The 19,126-nt window shown below is 64.8% G+C and carries 14 protein-coding genes; 5 read left to right on the forward strand and 9 right to left on the reverse strand.

Features of this window, described 5'->3' with window-relative positions; translation table 11 throughout:
- Nucleotides 1-91 precede the first annotated feature (91 nt).
- Complete coding sequence (locus IC234_RS11950) at nucleotides 92-271, forward strand: hypothetical protein (protein WP_190924856.1); 180 nt, start codon at nucleotides 92-94, stop codon at nucleotides 269-271.
- Between the two features lie 153 nt (nucleotides 272-424).
- On the opposite strand, the gene IC234_RS11955 is transcribed toward IC234_RS11950, so the two are convergent.
- The 6 genes from IC234_RS11955 to IC234_RS11980 form a co-directional block, all read right to left on the reverse strand.
- Nucleotides 425-1,102 (reverse strand): sterol desaturase family protein, encoded by a 678-nt coding sequence (locus IC234_RS11955; protein WP_317173371.1) that lies wholly within the window; start codon nucleotides 1,100-1,102, stop codon nucleotides 425-427.
- A 36-nt stretch (nucleotides 1,103-1,138) separates the two neighbouring features.
- Complete coding sequence (locus tag IC234_RS11960) at nucleotides 1,139-1,726, reverse strand: shikimate kinase (protein WP_190924858.1); 588 nt, start codon at nucleotides 1,724-1,726, stop codon at nucleotides 1,139-1,141.
- Between the two features lie 120 nt (nucleotides 1,727-1,846).
- Nucleotides 1,847-2,905, reverse strand: a complete 1,059-nt coding sequence (locus IC234_RS11965; RefSeq protein WP_190924860.1) for an ABC transporter permease — start codon at nucleotides 2,903-2,905, stop codon at nucleotides 1,847-1,849.
- A gap of 36 nt (nucleotides 2,906-2,941) precedes the next feature.
- Nucleotides 2,942-4,123 carry a BT_3928 family protein gene (locus IC234_RS11970; RefSeq protein ID WP_223827648.1) on the reverse strand — a complete coding sequence of 394 codons (1,182 nt, stop codon included), beginning with the start codon at nucleotides 4,121-4,123 and terminating at the stop codon, nucleotides 2,942-2,944.
- Nucleotides 4,124-4,225: 102 nt separating this feature from the next.
- Nucleotides 4,226-5,500 (reverse strand): gliding motility protein GldB-related protein, encoded by a 1,275-nt coding sequence (locus IC234_RS11975; RefSeq protein ID WP_190924862.1) that lies wholly within the window; start codon nucleotides 5,498-5,500, stop codon nucleotides 4,226-4,228.
- A gap of 107 nt (nucleotides 5,501-5,607) precedes the next feature.
- Nucleotides 5,608-6,144, reverse strand: coding sequence for a DUF1599 domain-containing protein (locus IC234_RS11980; RefSeq protein ID WP_223827649.1), 537 nt, complete (start codon nucleotides 6,142-6,144; stop codon nucleotides 5,608-5,610).
- Nucleotides 6,145-6,300: 156 nt separating this feature from the next.
- Here IC234_RS11980 and folP point away from each other — a divergent pair, with 156 nt between their 5' ends.
- From folP to IC234_RS11995, 3 genes are all read left to right on the forward strand, one after another.
- Entirely contained in the window at nucleotides 6,301-7,134 is an 834-nt protein-coding gene (folP, locus tag IC234_RS11985; RefSeq protein WP_223827650.1) for a dihydropteroate synthase, read from the forward strand.
- A 106-nt stretch (nucleotides 7,135-7,240) separates the two neighbouring features.
- Nucleotides 7,241-8,074 carry a diadenylate cyclase CdaA gene (gene cdaA, locus IC234_RS11990; RefSeq protein WP_190924868.1) on the forward strand — a complete coding sequence of 278 codons (834 nt, stop codon included), beginning with the start codon at nucleotides 7,241-7,243 and terminating at the stop codon, nucleotides 8,072-8,074.
- 359 nt (nucleotides 8,075-8,433) lie between these two features.
- Nucleotides 8,434-14,979 (forward strand): Ig-like domain-containing protein, encoded by a 6,546-nt coding sequence (locus IC234_RS11995; protein WP_190924870.1) that lies wholly within the window; start codon nucleotides 8,434-8,436, stop codon nucleotides 14,977-14,979.
- 76 nt (nucleotides 14,980-15,055) lie between these two features.
- Here the strand turns inward: IC234_RS11995 and kbl are convergent, their stop codons facing one another.
- The 3 genes from kbl to IC234_RS12010 form a co-directional block, all read right to left on the reverse strand.
- Nucleotides 15,056-16,303: a glycine C-acetyltransferase gene (gene kbl, locus IC234_RS12000; protein ID WP_190924872.1), complete on the reverse strand. Its 1,248-nt coding sequence runs from the start codon at nucleotides 16,301-16,303 to the stop codon at nucleotides 15,056-15,058.
- A gap of 87 nt (nucleotides 16,304-16,390) precedes the next feature.
- Entirely contained in the window at nucleotides 16,391-17,467 is a 1,077-nt protein-coding gene (locus tag IC234_RS12005) for a patatin-like phospholipase family protein (RefSeq protein WP_190924874.1), read from the reverse strand.
- A 44-nt stretch (nucleotides 17,468-17,511) separates the two neighbouring features.
- Nucleotides 17,512-17,949, reverse strand: a complete 438-nt coding sequence (locus IC234_RS12010; RefSeq protein ID WP_190924876.1) for a BLUF domain-containing protein — start codon at nucleotides 17,947-17,949, stop codon at nucleotides 17,512-17,514.
- Between the two features lie 143 nt (nucleotides 17,950-18,092).
- On the opposite strand from IC234_RS12010, the gene IC234_RS12015 reads away from it, so the two are divergent.
- Nucleotides 18,093-19,088 (forward strand): NAD-dependent epimerase/dehydratase family protein, encoded by a 996-nt coding sequence (locus tag IC234_RS12015; RefSeq protein WP_190924878.1) that lies wholly within the window; start codon nucleotides 18,093-18,095, stop codon nucleotides 19,086-19,088.
- Nucleotides 19,089-19,126: the final 38 nt, after the last annotated feature.

A 19,126-nucleotide genomic window follows, 5' to 3' on the forward strand; every position in this document is an offset into this window, starting at 1 on the left:
CCAACCTTATTGCCCAAACGCTAGTATCAAGCCTTGATTCGGCGGTAGCAAGGCCGCGGACAATTTCTTTCACCCTTCTTTTGTCGATGCCATGAATGCTTCCCGCCTAACCATACTGTTCTTTTTCTTCGCCCTGGCCACCACCCTCACCGGGTGCGACGCCATTGCCGGCATCTTCAAGGCCGGTGCCTACACCGGCATCATCGCCGTATTTATCGTGGTGGCGCTGCTGTTCTTCATCGTGAACAAGATGCGCGGCCCGCGCCCGTAAGCACGTACCCCCAAGCTGTGCTTGGGTTGAGGCGAACGAAACCTAACGATGCCTGCCAAGCCCAAGCGCAGCTTGGGGGTACGCCCACCAAACGCAAAAAGCGCGGCCCCTGCGAAGGAGCCGCGCTTTTTGCGTTGCATCGAAACCGGGAGGCTACTCGCTGCGCTGCTTGCTGGGCATGGTGCCGATGATGTGGTCCCAGAGCGTGCTGCTCACGCCAAAGGCCACCTCGTCTTGCCGGTAGTGGTGCTGGCTGTGGTGAGTCCACCACACTTTCAGGAAATTTTTGGGCGGCGCGTAGGCATGAATGGCGTAGTGCACAAACAGGTACATGGCGTAGCCAAACGTGAAGCCCGACAGCAGCCCAAACGCATACGAGCCGAAGCTGAAGCGGAAAATGAAGAACAGCAGCGAGGCTACGAATACCGTGATGATGGGCGGCATGGCCAGGCGCGTCTTGTCCTTGGGGTACTCGTGGTGCACGCCGTGCATGGTGTACTGGAACTTGGCCCGGCCCGGTGTGGTGGCCGGAATGTGGTACACGTAGCGGTGCACCAGGTATTCCACCAGGGTGAAGGCCAGCAGCCCCACCAAAAACAGCCCCAGCGCGCCCAGGCCCGTCATGAAGCCGCGGGTGAGGCCATAATACATGCTCAGCACGCCCGTAACGGCAAAAATGCCCACCGGCAACGCAATGTGCGTGTGCGAAAGCCGCTCCAGCACGGGGTTTTGAAACAGCTGGGCCGAGCCTTTGTGCTTGGGCCGCATGGGGGCCGCGGCGGGAGCAAGAGTGGGCTTAACGTCTGGTTCTTCGGTGGATAGGGTTTGCATAATAAGGACGAACAACAAACGGATGAAGGTGCAAAATTACGATGCCGGGGGCAATGTGCCCCCCGGCAGGGCAAAACCCGCGCCAGCCAGCTGCGCCACCACCGCGGGCAGCGTGCAGGCCGCCGAGCAGCGCAGCCGGGCCCGGGCATAAAACCCTTTCCGGGCCTTCAGGGTTTCGCGCAGCCAGGCTTCGGCCCCGCCCGCGGCCGCGATGAGGGGCCGTTTGGCCACTTCCTCGGGTGGCAGGCGGGCGGCCAGCACTTCCACCGGCACGTCGAGCCAGAGCGTGATGCCCGCGCTGTTAAGCAGCGCCATGTTGCTGTGAAAGCAGGGCGTGCCGCCGCCCGTGGCCAGCACCAGCGGCGGCCCCGCGTGGGCCAGGGCCCGCCGCAGCACCGCCGATTCTAGCTCCCGAAAGCTGGCCTCGCCCTCGGCGGCGAAAATATCCCGCACGCTGCGCCCGGTCTGCGCTTCAATGGCCACGTCCAGGTCCAGAAACGGGCGGTTGAAATGTGCGGCCAGCTGGCGGCCCAGGGTGGTTTTGCCGGCGCCGGGCAGGCCCACCAGGCTCAGGTGGCCGGAGCCGCCGGGTGGGACAGGGGTGATGAGGGGAGGTTGATTCACAGGCTTATAAAGGCACGGTGTAGAGACGCATATTGGCGTCTCCTCGTTGAACAACATCGGGCCAATTAGTGCGACTTGCGCGGTTCCCGCTGTTTAATGTAAAGACACAAATAGGCGTCTTTACCCCAGCTTCACCCGCGGGTCGAGCACGGCGTAGAGCACGTCGACGGCAATGTTTATGAGCACAAAAAGCGCGGCCACGAACAGCGTAGCGCCCATCACCACCGGAAAGTCGAGGTTTTCGACGGCGCGCAGCGTCACGGTGCCCAGGCCTTTCCAGTTGAAGATGTACTCGATGAAAAACGCGCCGGCCATGAGCGAGGCCAGCCAGCCCGACACGGCCGTCACCACGGGGTTGAGGGCGTTGCGCAGGGCGTGGTGCAGCACGGTGGCGGGGCGGCTCAGCCCCTTGGCGCGCGCCGTGCGGATGTAGTCCTGGCTCAGCACGTCGAGCATGCTCGAGCGCGTGAGCTGCGTGATGATGGCCAGCGGGCGGATGCCCAATGCCACGGCCGGCAGCAGCAAGTTGCGCAGCACCAGGTGCCGCTCGCCCGTGAACGGGTCCGTCTCATACAGCTGCCCGGTGAGGCTCAGGCCCGTCCAGCGGCTCCAGTAGAAGCCAAACGTGACGGCGATGAGGATGGCTGCCACAAACGAGGGCACCGAAATGCCCAGCACCGAGGTACTCACCAGCACCCTATCGAGCCACGACTGCGGCCGCAGCGCCGCCGCCACCCCAAAGGCCACGCCGCCCACGCTGGCAATGAGCATGGCTGCCAGCGCCAGCCACATGGTGCCGGGGAAATAATCGAGCAGGATGCGCAGCACGTCCTTGTTGCTCTGGAAGGAGCGGCGCAGGTAGGGCTTTTTCAGCACCAAGGCGCGCTCGCCCAGGGGCAGCACCGTCAGGCCGCCGTAGCGGGCGCGGCCGGCCGAGTCGCGCGGGTGCAGCCCCAGCGGCGACACGTCGTTGAGGTAGCCCGCGAGGCGGGCGGGCAGGGGCTGGTCGAGGCCGAGGTCGGCGGTGATGGCGGCTTTGGTGGCCAGGTCGGTGCGCTGGCCGGCCAGCAGCGCGGCGGGGTCGCCGGGCAGCACGTTGAACAGCAAAAACACCGTGCACGCCACGCCCACCAGCACAAGCAGGCCCTGGCCCAGGCGACGAAGAATGAAAGCAAGCATAGAACTGGGCCGCCGCGGCAGCGGCGGCAACGGGTATTATTTCGTTGCCGGCGCTTTCATCAGCCGCTCCACTTCGTACAGCGGCGGCAGGTCGTGGTAGTGGTACTTGGCCTTAATCACGCCGTCGCTGAGCACCAGCAGGCCGGGGTTGGAGCGAATGATGGACTTGAGCACCGTGGCATCGGCAAAGTAATAGGGGCCGGCCAGGTTCACGTCGTGGCGAAACGAGTCGAATTTGGGGGCGCTGGTGCTCGTGATGGTGAGGGCCGTGATGCCGCGGCGCGACTTGGCGGCGCCTTCCATCAAGGCGTTGATGGCGTCGAACCGGTCGCGGTCCGTCTTGTTCGTGTTCTGCACAATGAGCACCAGCTTGTTGCCTTTCAGCAGCTCCTGGGTGTAGGAGTTGCCCTCCACGTCGCTTATCTCAAAATCGGTCACGGCCGGCGTCGACTCCTTGGGGTTGAGGGCGGTCATGGCCTGGTATTTCCAGGTGGTGTCGGTGGGGTATTGGTCGAATTCCTTGGTTTCGCCGTTGCGCGTCATCGTGTAGCGGTAGCGGGCCGGCTCGGCCGGCTTCATCAGCTTGTGGATGTCGGCGCCCACTTTGTAGGGCAGAAAGTCGAAGTAGGGGAGGTGGCCCAGCGCCCGCACCCCAATGCCAATGGCAATGGCCGTGGCAAACGTCATCACCATCACGCCCAACGTGCCCTGCACAAAGGAGTGCCGCAAAAACCGCTTGTTGAAAAACACCACGGCCCACAGCACCAGCAGAAACAGGTCTTTGAAAAACGACGTCCAAGGCGTGAGCTTGATGAAATCGCCGAAGCAGCCGCAGTCCGTCACCTTGTTAAAAGCAGCCGAATAGAAAGTCAGGAACCCGAAAAACACCAGCAGCCCCAGCAGCGCCCACAAAATGATGCGCAGGTGCCAGCGCAGCAGCAGCGCCACGCCCAGAATGACTTCGAGCGAGCTGAGCACGATGGACAGCGTGCGCGACAGGTCCTTGAACCACAAAAAGAAGCCGCCAATGGCCGGCCACGACTCGGCAAATACCTCGAAGTATTCTTCCAGCTTGTAGGCCGTGCCCACCGGGTCGTTCAGCTTGACGAGGCCGGAGAAGATGAAGATGGCCCCCAGCAAAAACCACGCAACGCGCGTGAGGGTGCGCAAGGGGTGGGGCGCCGGAGCCGCCGCGGTAAGAGAACTAGGAATTGACATAAGACAAAGTAAGCCCGTGGCAAACGGCTGGACAACGCGCAATGTTCACGTAAAGGTCGGGCCGCTGCGCAAAAATCGCCAGCGCGGCTTTGCGCCCGGCGGCTAGCGGCGGGCCAGGGCCTCGGCGTAGCCGCTTTCGGCCAGGAAAGCTTTTGCGTCGTGCAGCGTGAGGATGTGGGCCAGGGCTTGCCTTTTGTCGGCGGCTTTGGCGTAGTAGGCCTGCACAATGCGGTAGCCCACGTAGTAGCCCAAATCGCAGGGCTTGTCGGGGGTTTCCTGTTTGCCGTTGGCCATCCAGTTGTCGGCGTTCGTGCCGAGCATTTCCTGCTGAAAAGCGGCCCACAGCTCTTTTTCGTGCGCGTTGCCGTAGGGATGCAGACGGGCGTTGGTGACGTGGCCGGTCACGAGTTCGGCCACAAAATCGGCCATGCCTTCGTTGAGGGCATAGCTGAGCAGGGTGCCATCTTGCGGGCCTTGGTTGCGGTGCACCAGCTCGTGCACTATCAGTGAGGGCATTTCCGACACGGGGGCGCAGCGGTTGCGCTGCACCAGGCTAAGTTCGGTGGTGTTCACACCGGGGCCGTTGGCCACTTGGTCGGCTCCAATCAGCAGGCCGGCGTCCGACACGGTACCGCCCGATACCCAGCCGCCCACCACGAAGTAGATGTTCTGAAATTGCACCGCCGGGTACAGCTCCTGAAAGCACCGAAACGCCGCCACAATCCTGGGCTTCTCGCTGGCAATGGCCCGCGTGGTGGCCTGAATGAACTGGTAATACCGCGGCCGCTGCAAAATCCGTTTCGTAAAAAAGGCGTCACTTCCGATTTTCAGGGAATAATAATCCTGCAAACCCGCGGAGGCCTTGTCGAAATAGTCGCGCCGAAAAACGGCTTTGGCGTGGGCCGTGTCGCGGCTGGCCGCAGCGTAGGCGCTCCAGAAACGGTCAATGTCGGTGGTCACCAACTGCACGTCTTCGGGGCGCTTGATGCGCTGCTGGTCTTCCTGCTGGCGGGCGCGGGCCAGCAGCTTGGGCCACTGCTTATGGCTGTGCAGCAGGTCGAGGTCGGAGTCGCGGGCAATGTGGCCGGCGTCCACATAGCCCGCGTCGATGGCTTTGCGCAGGTAGCTCAGCGCGTTGGGTGCATCGTGCAGCAGCCCGTTATAGCAGGCGATGTTGTAGTAGCTCACCGCTTTGTAGCGCGGCTTGGCCGACGGCTCGCGCACCACTTGCTGGTAGGCCGCAATAGCCGCGGGGTAATCCTTGCGCTTGCTGATGTCTTGGGCTCGGTTGATGAGCGAATCGGCCCGGGTCGGGGTTTGGGCGGGCGCTGCTAGGGCCGCGCTTAGGAGCAAAAGCAGAAGCAAAAGGGGTTTCATGGCGCAATAAGGAGGGGTTTCACGACAGATGCGCCGGGCGGCCGCGCAGTTGCTTGCGCAATTTCTGCTGCATCCAGCCCCGGTTACCAATTCGTTTGCGCGTGGCGTTACTTTTCCCCGCGCAAAATGAGCGCAAACACCGCGTAGTTCAGCATGTCGCGGTAGCTGCCTTCCACGCTTTCGCTCACCCAGGCGTCGCCCCCAATGTCTTCGAGTTGCTTCACGCGGTGCAGCTTCATCAGGATGAGGTCGGTGATGCTGGCCACGCGCATCTGGCGCCAGGCTTCGCCGTAGTCGTGGTTTTTGGCCAGTAGCAGGCGGCGGTTTTCGGCGGCTTCGGCGTCGTAGGCGGCGGCCACGGCCTCAGGCGTCATGTCGAGGGGCGTGTCGGGCGGCAGGTGCAGCTGCATCAGGGCAATGAGGCAGTAGTTGATGATGGCCACAAACTCCTCGTTCACATCGTCGGCCACGAGCTGCACGCCGGTTTCCTGAATGGTCCGGATGCGGTTGGCCTTGATGAAAATCTGGTCCGTGACCGAGGGCAGCCGCAAAATGCGCCAGGCCGTGCCGTAGTCGTGGGTTTTGGCCAGGAACAGGGCGCGGCAGCGGGCCAGCAGCAGGTCGTAGTGCTCGGGGGTAGTCAATGGATGAATGAGTGAATGGGCGAATGAGTGAATGAGCGCAGCCCCGCCTTCACGGCCGCAAGTTCGCCCCGGGGGCCGATATTTAGCCCGCTCTATTTCCCGCCTACCATGCGCTCGCCCGTCGTTCACCCATTCATTCATTCATCCATTCACTCATTGCTCAGCCCCCACGGCCGCCTGCTCAGCCTGCGCCACCCGCAGGTGATGGGCATTCTCAACCTCACGCCCGACTCGTTTTTTGACGGCAGCCGCGTGGCTTCGGAAAAAGACCTGCTCACCCGCGCCGAAGCCATGCTGAAAGCCGGCGCCGCCGTGCTCGACCTCGGCGCTTACAGCACCCGCCCCGGCGCCGCCGACATCCCGGAAGCCGAAGAAACCCAGGGCCTCCTACCCGCCGTGGAAGCCCTGCGCCGCGAGTTTCCCAACGCCTTTCTTTCCGCCGACACCTTTCGGGCCGGCGTGGCCGCGGCCGCCGTGGCCGCCGGCGCCGACCTGGTGAACGACGTGGGCGGCGGCACCCTCGACCCGCAGATGGTTGCCACCATAGGCCGCCTGCGCGTGCCCTACGTGCTGATGCACCTGCGCGGCACCCCCCAAACCATGAGCAAGCTTACGCACTACGAAGACGACCTCGTGCTCACGCTGCTGCGCTACTTCCGCGACGGCGTGGACGCCCTGCGCCGGGCCGGCGCCGTCGACGTGGTGCTTGACCCCGGCTTCGGCTTTGCCAAAACCGCTGCCCAAAGCCACGAGCTGCTGCGCCGCCTGCCCGAGCTGCACGCCCTGGGCCTGCCCATCTTGGCGGGCCTCTCGCGCAAGCGCATGGTGTACGGCCCGCTGGGCCTGGGCCCTGAGGCGGCGCTCAACGGCACCACGGCCCTGCACGTGGTGGCCCTGCAGGGCGGCGCCCGCCTGCTGCGCGCCCACGACGTGGCCGAAGCCGTGCAAACCATAGAATTATTTGCGCATACCTTTCCAATGGCGGAATAAAGGCCGTAATTTGAGGGGTGAAGCCCTGCGATGCAACTGCGGAGGGCAATCGTTGTCAACCTAAGCGCCGCCTTCCTAGCCTCGCTTCCTTCCAGCCCACCCGCCCATGTCCGGCCCGTTTCCCATCAATTTCCTGCGCTTCGGCTGGATTGACGCGGCCGACGTGTTGCTGGTGACGGTGCTGCTCTACCAGCTCTACAAGCTGCTGCGCGGCTCGGTGGCCCTCAACGTGGCCCTGGGGCTGATTTCGTTCTACGTGCTCTACCTGCTGGTGAAAGCCACCGGCATGGAACTGCTCACCAAAATTCTGGGGCAGTTCATGAGCGTGGGCGTGCTGGCCAGCATCATTTTGTTTCAGCAAGAAATCCGGCGGTTTTTGCTGAGCGTGGGCAAGGCCACGGCCCTGGAGCGCATGCGCAGCTGGACGTGGGGCCGTCCCGCCGAGGCCGCGCCGCTCTCAGTGGGCCCGTTTGTGGAAGCGGCCAAAAGCCTCTCCAATAAGTACACCGGGGCCCTCATCTGCTTCGCTCAGGCCTCGGACCTCACCGCGTTTGCCGAGTCCGGCGACCGCCTCGACGCCGAAATCAGCAAGCGCCTGCTGCTGTCCATCTTCAACAAGACCTCGCCCCTGCACGACGGCGCCGTGATTGTGGCCGGCGGCCGCCTGCAGGCCGCGCGCTGCATCCTGCCGGTGAGCGAAAACCCCGACGTGCCCGCCTCCCTGGGCCTGCGCCACCGCGCCGCCATCGGCCTGAGCGAAATCACCGACGCCGTGGTGCTGGTGGTGAGCGAAGAAACCGGCGCCATGAGCCTGGTGCGCCACGGCGAAGTGCACCGCAACCTGGCCACCGCCGAGCTGCGCGCCCGCCTCAACGAGTGGCTGCTCAGCAGCGCCGGCCGCCCCGCCACCGTGCCGGCCAAGTCGGAAGCCGCGGTGTAGCCGCCGGACCAAATGCCAATAGGCTGCGCTGCGGCGCTTAGGTTGGGGAGATAATAATTGCGATGTAGGCATGTGCCTTACCCACAGCAGTGTGAGGGCGGTTTTTGCGCCGATGGAATAGAGGGGGGCGGAAGGGGTATTAGGTTTTTGGGCATTTCGTTTTTACTTTTCTCGGAATATTTCTGTGCCAAGGTGGAAGGGGAGGAGTGTTTCGGCCGGTGAACCTATCGGCCTGAAATCCTGCCTGCTGTCCAGTTGCCTGCGCCGGAATTACTGCGTTCTACCACCCGTTGCTGCGCTTTTTTTCTTCACTCTTTCCTCTTTTCACCCACCGTATTCCTCACTTTTACCTTCTTTTTATGCACAAAAAAATACTTTGCGAGCCGCAGCAGTTGCGGCTCGGAATTCTGACAGCGCGCAAGCGGCTGTTGGGGCTGATGGGTGCGGGCGCACTGCTGCTCAGTAGCTTGAGCGCGCAAGCCCAGCTGTCCGGCGCCAAATCCATTCCCGGCGATTACGCCACTGTGGCGGCGGCCGTCACGGCCCTGAACGCGCAGGGCGTGGGTTCGGGCGGCGTTACGTTCAATATCGCCCCGGGCTACACCGAAACGGTGGCCAACGTGCTCATCACGGCCAGCGGCACAGCCGCCAACCCCATCGCGTTTCAGAAGGGGACCGGCACGGGCGCCAACCCGCTCTTCACGGGCGGCACGGGCGTGTCAACCACGCTCGACTCCTTCTTCACGCTGCAGGGCGCCGACTACGTCACCTTTGATGGCCTGTCCCTGGTGGACCCCGCCGCCAATGCCACCACCACCACGCAGATAGAATGGGGCTTTGCGCTGCTCAAAACGAGCACGCCGGCCGTGGACGGCTGCCAGAACGTGGTGATTCGCAACTGCGCCATCACGCTGCAGAAAGGCACCGCCACCTCGGGCATCTACTCGGCCAACCACACGCCGGCCAGCACCTCTACGCTGACGCCGACCACGCTGGCGGGCACCAACTCCAACAATAAGTTTTACGGCAACACCATCAGCCGGGTCAATAACGGTATTTACGTGGCGGGCTTCGCGGCGGCCAGCCCTTACCTGTACTACGACCAGGGCAACGAGATTGGCAGCGTGCTGAGCGGGACCACCGCCACGGGCAACACCATCACCGACTACGGCACCACCACCACGGCCTACGGCATCTACTCCATCTACCAGCACGGGGTGAAGGTGCAGGGCAACACCGTGACCTCCACCACGGCCACCACCACCACGGGCCCCACCAGCACGCTTTACGGCATCTTGGTGACCACGGGCGGCAGCGCCGACCTGCTTGGCAATACCGTGACGGTGAACACCAACACCACCACCTCGACGAGCTACGGCATTCAGAACGGCAGCGGCGCCAACGGCCTGAACGGGGCTGCCACGACGGTGAACATGGGCAACAACAGCCTGAGCATGAACTCGACCACCACCACCACGGGGGTGTTCTACGGCGTGTACAACACGAGCACGCCGAACAACCTGAACATGTTCGCCAACACCATCAGCAACTGGAACCGCACGGGCACGTCGGCGTTCAACTACCTGCTCTACGTGAGCTCGAGCCCCACCGCTACGCTGAACGTGTACAACAACACCATCAGCGACGTGACGACCACCGGCGCCACTTCCGGCATCTACTGCATCTATGGCTTTCCCGGCACGGCGGCCACGCAGTACTACGGCAACACCGTGCAGAACATTACCTGCGATGGTAACTCGCTCTACGGCATTTACCTGAGCGGCGGCCCGACCGTGGACGTGTACCGCAACCGCGTGTCGGGCCTCACGGCCAACGGCACCACGGCCACCATCTACGGCATTTACACCACGGGCACCACCACCACGCTGACCAACAACCTGATGGGGGACTTTAAGGCTCCTGCCGCCTCTAACACCAACGCCCTGACGGGCCTGTACCTGGCCGGTGGCACCACGGTGAACGCCCAGTATAACAGCATCTACCTCAACGGCAGTAGCTCGGGTGCCAACTTTGGCACCTCGGGCATCTACTTCACTTCCACGGCCACCACGCTGGTGACCCTGCGCAACAACGTGGTGGTGAACACCTCCACGGCCGCGGGCACGGGCAGCACCGTCGCCCTGCGCCGCTCGACCGGCACGGTGGGCGTTGCGCCCACTAACCTGACCACTGCCACCAACAACAACCTGTACTACGCCGGCGCGCCGGCTACTACCGGCAACCTGATATACGCCGAAGGCACGGGCACCCTCACCAACGGCCTGTCGGCCCTGGCCGACTACAAGGCATTCCTGACCGACCGCGAAGGCAATTCGGTGACCGAAAACGTGCCCTTCGTGAGCACCGCGGGTACTAACGCCAACTTCCTGAAAGTAAGCACCACCACGCCCACGCAGGTGGAGGGCGGCGGCGTAGCCATTGCGGGCATCACCACCGACTATGCCAACGCCACGCGCAGCGCCACCGCGCCTGACCTGGGCGCCTACGAAGGCACGTACCAGCCGCTCGACCTCACCGGCCCCGCCATTCTGAACGCCACGCTGAGCAACACCAACAGCACAGCCAACCGCACGCTGGTGGTCACTATCAGCGACGCTGCGGGCGTGGCCACGGGGGCCAACGCCCCGCGCCTGTACTACCGCAAAGGCACCTCGGGCGCCTACGTGTTTGTGAACGCCACCAGCGTGAGCGGCAACCAGTACACCTTCACGCTGAACTACGCCCTGCTGCCCGGCGGCACCGTGGCCACCGGCGACGTGATTCAGTACTACGTGGCGGCCCAGGACCTGGCCGCCACCCCCAACGTGAGCACCGCCCCCAATGGCGGCAGCGGCGCCACGCCGCCCGGCACCACGGCCCCGGCCACGCCCGGTTCCTACCAGATTGTGACCGTGCTGAGCGGCATCTACTACGTGGGCACCTCCACGCCCCCAGCTGGCACTCCCGCCGACCGTGTGTACCCGACCCTGACCGCCGCTGCCAATGCCTACAACCTGAACGTGTTGAGTGGAGCGGTGACGTTCTACCTGCTCGACGCGACGTATTCGACGGCCGAGACGTTCCCCATCGTGTTCAACGCCAACGCCTCGGCGTCGGCCACCAACACGGTTCGCATCAGCCCCTACACGGGCGTGACGAGCACCATTACGGGCGCGGCCAACAGCCTGCTCCAGTTTAAGGCCACTACCTACCTCACCTTCGACGGCTCGAACGTGGTGGGCGGCACCCAGCGCAACCTCACGCTGAACAACACCCAGACCACGGCCTCCGGCGTTGTCATCGTGGGCAGCCAGGGCCTGGGCAACGGCACCTCGTTCCTTGCCTTGCGCAACCTGAACCTGCGCGGCGCCAGCAACGGCAATTCGAGCTCGTTTGGCATCCTGGTGTCGGCCACGCCGACGGGCACTCCCGCCACGGGCACCGGCGCCGACAACGACAACCTGACCATTCAGAACAACGCGATTTCGGGCGTGTACTACGGCATCTATGCCGGGGGCACCACGGCCGTGAGCGCCGGCGGCCTCGACGGCCTGACCATTTCGAACAACCTGATTGGGCCGGCCACGGCTGCCGCCGCCGATAACATCGGCAACACCGGCCTGTACCTGACCAACGCCGTGAACCCGGTGGTGAGCGGCAACACGGTGCGCAACGTGACGGCCTCGACCGCTACCTACGGCATGAACTTCCCGGCCGGCGTAAACGGCGCCACGGTGAGCCAGAACACCATCAGCGGCGTTTCGACGAGCAGCACCAACGCCTACGGTATCTACCTGGGCACGAACTTCATCAACGGCGTAGTGGACCGCAACCGCATTGAAAACGTGGTGGGCGCGCCCACCGGCGGCTACGGCGGCAAGGGCATCGACATTGCCACCGGCAACGCCACCAGCAATCTGGTGGTGAGCAACAACCTGATTTCGGGCATGAACGGCTCGGGCTGGAGCACCCTCACTTCGGACGCCATCATCGGCATTCGGGTGGCCAGCGGCTCGGGCATCACGGTGGCCTACAACTCGGTGAACCTGTACGGTTCCTACCTGGCGGCTTCGACCAGTGCCTACCTCTCGGCGGCGCTGTTTGTGAACACGGGCTCGACCAACCTGACCGTGGCCAACAACGTGCTGGTGAACACGCTCACCAACACGGGCGGCACGGCCAGCGTGGCGTACTCGTTCTACACTTATGCGCCGGCTTCGGCCTACACCGTGCTCAACAGCAACGACTACTACGTGGCCGGTGCCCAAGGCGTGCTGGCCAACGTGGGCGGCTCGGGCGGCGTTTCGGCCACCACGGCGGTGGCCACGCTCGCGGCCCTGCAAACGGCCACTGGCAAAGACGCCAGCTCGGTGAGCGCCGACCCCATCTTTGCGTCGAACACCGACCTGAAATCGAGCCAGCCGGCGCTTAACAACGTGGGCACGCCCGTAGCGGGCATCACCACGGACTTTACCGGCGCGGCGCGCTCGGCCACCACGCCCGACATCGGCGCGTATGAGTTCACGCCCCAGCCCATCGACATCGCCGCCAGCGCGCTGGTGTCGCCGGTGAACTCGGGCACTTCGACCTGCTTCGGCGCGGGCACGCCCGTGACGGTGCAGGTGCGCAACAACGGCACGGCGACACTCAACTTTGCCACCAACCCCCTCACGGTGACGGTGGTCATCACCGGCCCCACAGGTACCACCCCGCAGACGCTGACGCAAGTCATCAACACGGGCACGCTGGCCTCGACGGCCACGCAGAACATCACGCTCACCAGCTTGGCCAACTTCACCACGCTGGGCACCTACTCCTTCGGCGTGACTACCACCGTAACCGGCGACCTAAACACCACCAACGACGTGCTGACCCCCGCGGCCACGCTCAACGTGGTGGCCCCGGTGGCCGGCACGCTCTCGCCGTCGACGTATGCGATTTGCGTGAGCGGCTCCACCACGCTGACCCTGGCCGGCGCCGCCAACGGCAGCATCCAGTACCAGAGCAGCACCAGCGCCACCGGTCCGTTCTCCGACATCAGCGGGGCCACGTCGGCCACTTACACCACGCCCACGCTCACCAGCACCACCTACTACCGGGCCGTGGTGAGCTGCGGCAACAACTCGGCTACCTCCAACGTGAGCACCGTGGCGGTGAACAACCCGGTGATTTCGGCCGCGCCCTCACCGGTGAGCACCTGCGCCGGGGCCACGGCTTCGCTTTCGGCCACCGTGCCTTCGGGCGTGAGCGTGCGCTACTTCACCACCGCCACCGGCGGCACGGCCATTGGCACGGGCAACCCCTTCACCACCCCCGCCCTCACGGCCAGCACTACGTACTACGCCGAAGCCTTTGCCGGCAACCAGGAAAACGTGGGCAAGCCCTCCACCACGGGCACCGACGGCACCAACACCATCGGCGGCCTGTACTTCACGGCCACGGCTCCCACCGTTATTACCAACGTGACGGTATACCGCACGGCCAACGCCGCCGCGGGCACGGCCACTATCCAACTGCTGAACGGCAGCACCACCAGCGGCACGCCGGTGGCCAGCGTCACGGTGCCGGTGCCGGCCAACACCACGGCGGCCATCTCGCCCACGGTGCTCACGCTCAACCTGGCGGTGCCTGCCGCCGGCTCGTATACGCTCTACCTGAGCGCGGCTACCCCGAGCCTCATCCGGGACTTCAGCAGCACGCCGCAGCCGGCCACGGCCTACCCCTACGCGTCGCCCAGCGGCTTGGTTACCATTACCAGCTCGACGCTGGGCAATGATTACTACTACTTTTTCTACAACTGGCAGATTGGCTCCGAATGCGTAGGCGGCTCGCGCACGCCCATCCAGGTGAACGTGACCCCCGGCCTGGTGGCCTCCCTGCCGGTGGCAGCCTTCACGAGCTGCGGCCAGACGCCTTACCAGCTGAACGGCGCCATCGCCGGCACGGCCACGGGCGCGGTGTACACGAGCACGGGCACGGGCACGTTCTCGCCCAACGCCACCACGCTGAATGCCACCTACACGCCTTCGGCCGCCGACGTGGCCGCCGGTACCGTGACCATCACCCTGACCCCGACGGGCCCGGCCGCGCCGTGCACCTCCACGGGCCGCGTGGTGCTCACCCTGCAGGCGGCGCCCAACGCGGCGTTCTCGTACCCCGCCGGCACGTACTGCACCAACTCGCCGGTGACGGTGGCGCCGGTGCTGGCGCCGGGCGCGGTGGCTGGCACGTTTGCCACCACGGGCTTTGGCTTGCGCATCGACCCCGTGACCGGGGTGATTAACCTGGCCAACACGAACATCGACGGCACCTTCACGGTGACCAACACGGTGGCCGGCACGGGGGCTTGCTCGTCCTTCACTGCTTCCACCACCTTCACGGTCATCTTCGGCATTGCCCAGCCCACGCTCACGGCCACGCCGCAGGCGGGCGGTTCGGTGCTGCTGAGCACGCCGGTGCTGGCCGGCGCCACGTACCAGTTCTTCAAGGGCAGCCCGGCCGTGGCCGTGGGCCCGCCCAGCAGCTCCAACACGCTGCTGCTGGCCGCCGGCACCCAAACCGGCAGCTACACCGTGGTCGTGACGGCCACCACGGGCTGCTCGTCCATCCCCTCGGCGCCGGTATCGGTGGTGGTGACCGGTACGCAGACGGCTACCCGCAACGGGGTGAGCCTGCTGGTGTACCCCAACCCCACGCCCAACGGCAACCTGACCGTGGAGCTCCGTGGCACGAAGGCCAACGCCTCGCAGTTCTCGGTGTTCAACGCTCTGGGCCAGGTGGTACGCACCGGCACGCTGGGCGCTGGCCTGGAGTCGCTGAGCCTGAACAACCTGTCTTCGGGCGTGTACACCCTCCGCGTGCAAACTTCGGAAGGCGTGCTCACGCAGCGCATCGTGCGGGAATAGCCCCACGCTTCGCGTAATTAAAAAGCCCCGCTGGCAAGCTGCCAGCGGGGCTTTTTTGTGCAGGTGCGGCGCGGCCTCACGGCGTATTGGTCACTACCTGGCCGCTGGCCGACTGCTCAGCGCCCGGCTCCTTGAGCGTGCCCAGCTCCTTGCCCACGGCGATGAAGGCGGCAATGGCCTTGTCGAGGTGCGCGCGGGTGTGGCCGGCCGAGAGCTGCACCCGGATGCGGGCCTGGCCCTGCGGCACCACGGGGTAGTAGAAGCCCACCACGTAAATGCCTTGGTCGAGCATTTTGGCCGCGAACTCCTGGGCCAGCTTGGCGTCATACAGCATGACGGGCACGATGGGGTGCTGGCCGGGGCGAATGTCGAACCCGGCTTCGGTCATCTTCTCACGGAAGTATTTGGTGTTTTCTTCGAGCTGGTCGCGCAGCTGGGTGCTTTCCGTGAGCAGCTCCAGCACGCGCAGGCTGGCGCCCACGATGGCCGGGGCCAGCGTGTTGGAGAACAAATACGGCCGGCTGCGCTGGCGCAGCATGTCGATGATTTCCTTGCGGCCTGAGGTGAAGCCACCCATGGCGCCGCCCAGCGCCTTGCCCAGCGTGCCGGTGATGATGTCGACGCGGCCCATCACGCCGCGCAGCTCGTGGGTGCCGCGGCCGGTTTTGCCCAGAAAGCCGCTGCTGTGGCATTCGTCCACCATCACCAGGGCCTGGTACTGGTCGGCGAGGTCGCAGATTTTGTCGAGCTGCGCAATGGTGCCGTCCATCGAGAACGAGCCGTCCGTCACGATGATGCGGTGGCGCGTGCCCTTGGCCTGGGCGTCCTGGAGCTGCTTTTCCAGGTCGGCCATGTCGTTGTGGGCGTAGCGGTAGCGCTGGGCTTTGCACAGGCGCACGCCGTCGATGATGCTGGCGTGGTTCAGGGCATCGGAAATAATGGCGTCCTGCTCGTTGAATAGCGGCTCGAACACGCCGCCGTTGGCGTCGAAGGCCGCGGCGTAGAGGATGGTGTCTTCGGTGCCCAGAAACTCGGCCAGCTTCTTTTCCAGCTCTTTGTGAATGTCCTGCGTGCCGCAGATGAAGCGCACCGACGACATGCCGTAGCCGTGCGTGTCGATGGCTTCCTTGGCCGCCTTGATGACCTCTGGGTGGGAGCTCAACCCCAGGTAGTTATTGGCGCAAAAGTTCAGCACCTCGCCGGCTTCGTTGGTTTCAATTTCGGCGCCCTGGGGCGAGGTGATGATGCGCTCCTTCTTGAAAAGGCCGGCGTCTTTGATTTTCTGAAGCTCTTGTTCGAGGTCGGGCTGGAGGGTGGCGTACATAAGGTTGGTGAAGTGGTGGGATGATGAATGAATATAAGCACGTCATGCCACGCGTAGTCGAAGCAGGACGCTCTTTGTTGACGGCTTTTACCGACTGAAAAACGCCTGCACGCCCCGGCGCCCGCTGTCCATCAGCTGCTTTTTCTGGGCATCCGTCACACGCTTGATTTTGGGGCTGAAGTTCAGGAAGTCGATGTTGACGGTGCGGCGTTGGTCGGCGGGCTGCACGGGGTTGAGGTTTTCGAGGGCCACGGTGTAGAGCGCGGCCATGTAGGAGTTGAAATCTTGGATGTCGTAGGGCGCCAGCTGCTGGCGGCCGGTGGGGGCGGTGTCGAGCGGAATCTGCTCGGCGCGGTCGAGGCGCAGGCCGAGGGTTTCGGGGTTGAAGATGCGGCCGCGCGCGTCGGGCGGGCCCGCGAAGCCGGCCGGCAAGTAGCGCGGGTAGTCGAACATGTCGACCGGGTAGTTGGCCAGCAGGCCGCCGTCCACCAGCACCTGCACGGGCTGGCCGGGGGCCGGGTTGCCGGTCACCACGTGGCCCTGGGCGTCGAGCAGCACGGCCCGGAAATACAGCGGAATGCTCATGCTGATGCGCACGGCGTCGGCCACGCGCATGGCGGGGTTGGTTTCGTAGCTGAACACCTGCACGCGCTGCAGCGTGAGGTTGGTGCCGGTGGTGTAGAGGTCGCGGAAGCGGCCCGGCTGCTCCTGGGCCAACTGGTGCAGCTCGGCCAGGGTGAGGTTGGGGCGCTGGGTTTTGCGGGCCACCAGCTCGCTGAGGTAGGTGGCAAACTCGTCGCCCCTATACCAGCCGTACTGGGTGATGAGCCGGTGCGTGCCCCCAAAAAAGATGAAACGGCCGTCGTTGAGCCGCTGCACGGGCGTGGCGTTCACCACGGCCACAATCTCGTCGGCGGAGTAGCCCACGGCCAGCAGCGCCGCCTGAATGGCCCCCGCCGAGGTGCCGCCCACCCGCCGGATGCCCTGCAGCAGCCCGCGCTGCTCCAGCTCCTGCAGGGCGCCGCCGTAGGCAATGCCGCGGATGCCGCCTCCCTCCATCACGAGGTTGCGGTAGGGCGACGCGGGCGGCGCCTGGCCGCACACCAACGGCCCGCGCAAGAGCACGCTCACGCCAATCAACAAGGAAACCAGCCGGCTTTTCATCGGGCCAAAGATACCGACGGGGGCCAGCCGCAGCCGGATGCCTATCAGGAGTCTTGGGCGTTGCTCTGGGCAAAGTCGCGCAGCAGCTGGCTCACCTCCTTGCAGGGCGCCGCCGTTTGGCCCACGTCGGTGGGCGCGGGCAGGCAGTGCGCCACCTTGTCCACAAAAGCAGCTTCTACGGAAGCGTAAGCCATGGGCCAGGGACCGAAGGAGCGCAGCTCGATGGGCCCGTAGGCGAGCGTGCGCACGTCGTAGTGGCGCGGGTCGTCGTTGATGCGGGCGTACAAGTCGCTCAGGGCCGGCTCAGGGCCTTCCAGCACCTGCAAAAACTGGCCCTTGGCAAACAGCAGGATGCCCGTGAGGCGGGCCTGCTGATTGTGCAGACGGGCCTTGCGCACCAGCGAGTTTAGCGTGACCTCGTGCACGGCGCGGGAGGCCTGACTGCGATAAATCAGGGTGTAGAGAGGGGTGAGCTCGGGCATAGGAAGGACGCAGGGCCTTGGGTGAGGCGGCCTGGCAACGTGGAAGGAGGTAATACGTAGCTTGGCACGTTCGGGCTACGGCGGTGCCGGTATCTTTGCGCCCTTATCCATTCCCACCTGCTCACTCAACCCCGACTTTCCGCATGGCTTCCCCTTCCGGCGACCCCGAAACTCCCCCTGTTCTGCCCGGCTCCGTGCTGGTCATTGGCGCCTGCGGCCAGCTTGGCCTCGAGCTGGTGGCCGCCCTGCGCCAGCGCTACGAGCCCCACCTGGTGGTAGCCGCCGACGTGCGTCCTCCCAAAGACCCCAACCTGCTGGCCGGCGGCCCCTTCGAGCTGCTCGACGTGCTCGACCGCACCCGCCTCGATAAGCTCATCCGCCAGTACCGCCCCAAGCAGATTTACCACTTGGCCGCCCTGCTCTCGGCCACGGCCGAGAAAAACCCGCTCTTCGGCTGGCAGCTGAACATGGACGGCCTGCTCATCGTGCTCGAAGCGGCCGTGGCCCACGGCGTGGCCCAGGTGTACTGGCCCAGCTCCATTGCCGTGTTCGGGCCCGACACCCCGCGCGACCACACGCCCCAGGTCACCATCATGAACCCCAACACGGTGTACGGCATCAGCAAGCTGGCCGGCGAGCAGTGGTGCGAATGGTACCACCGCAAGCACGGCTTGGACGTGCGCAGCCTGCGCTACCCCGGCCTCATCGGCTACAAGAGCCTGCCCGGCGGCGGCACCACCGACTACGCCGTCGACATTTACCACAAGGCCGTGGCCGGCGCGCCTTATGAGTGCTTCCTCGAAGAAGACACTTACCTGCCGATGATGTACATGCCCGACGCGCTAAAAGCCACGCTGGACCTCATGCACGCGCCGGCCGAGCAAATCAAAGTCCGCACCAGCTACAACCTGGGCGCCATGAGCTTCTCGCCGGCCGAAATCACGGCCAGCATCCAGAAGCACGTGCCTGATTTTGAGGTGACCTACGCCCCCGACGCCCGCCAGCAAATTGCCAACTCCTGGCCCGCCAGCATCGACGACTCCAAGGCCCGGCAGGATTGGGGCTGGCAGCCCGAGTTCGACCTCGACAAGATGACGGCCGACATGCTGCTGCATTTGAAGGAGATGCAGCCAGCCTAGGCTTGCGAATGCGCCCAAACAAAGCCCAGCGCCCGCTC

This window comes from Hymenobacter armeniacus (assembly GCF_014699055.1).
GTDB classification, from domain to species: domain Bacteria; phylum Bacteroidota; class Bacteroidia; order Cytophagales; family Hymenobacteraceae; genus Hymenobacter; species Hymenobacter armeniacus.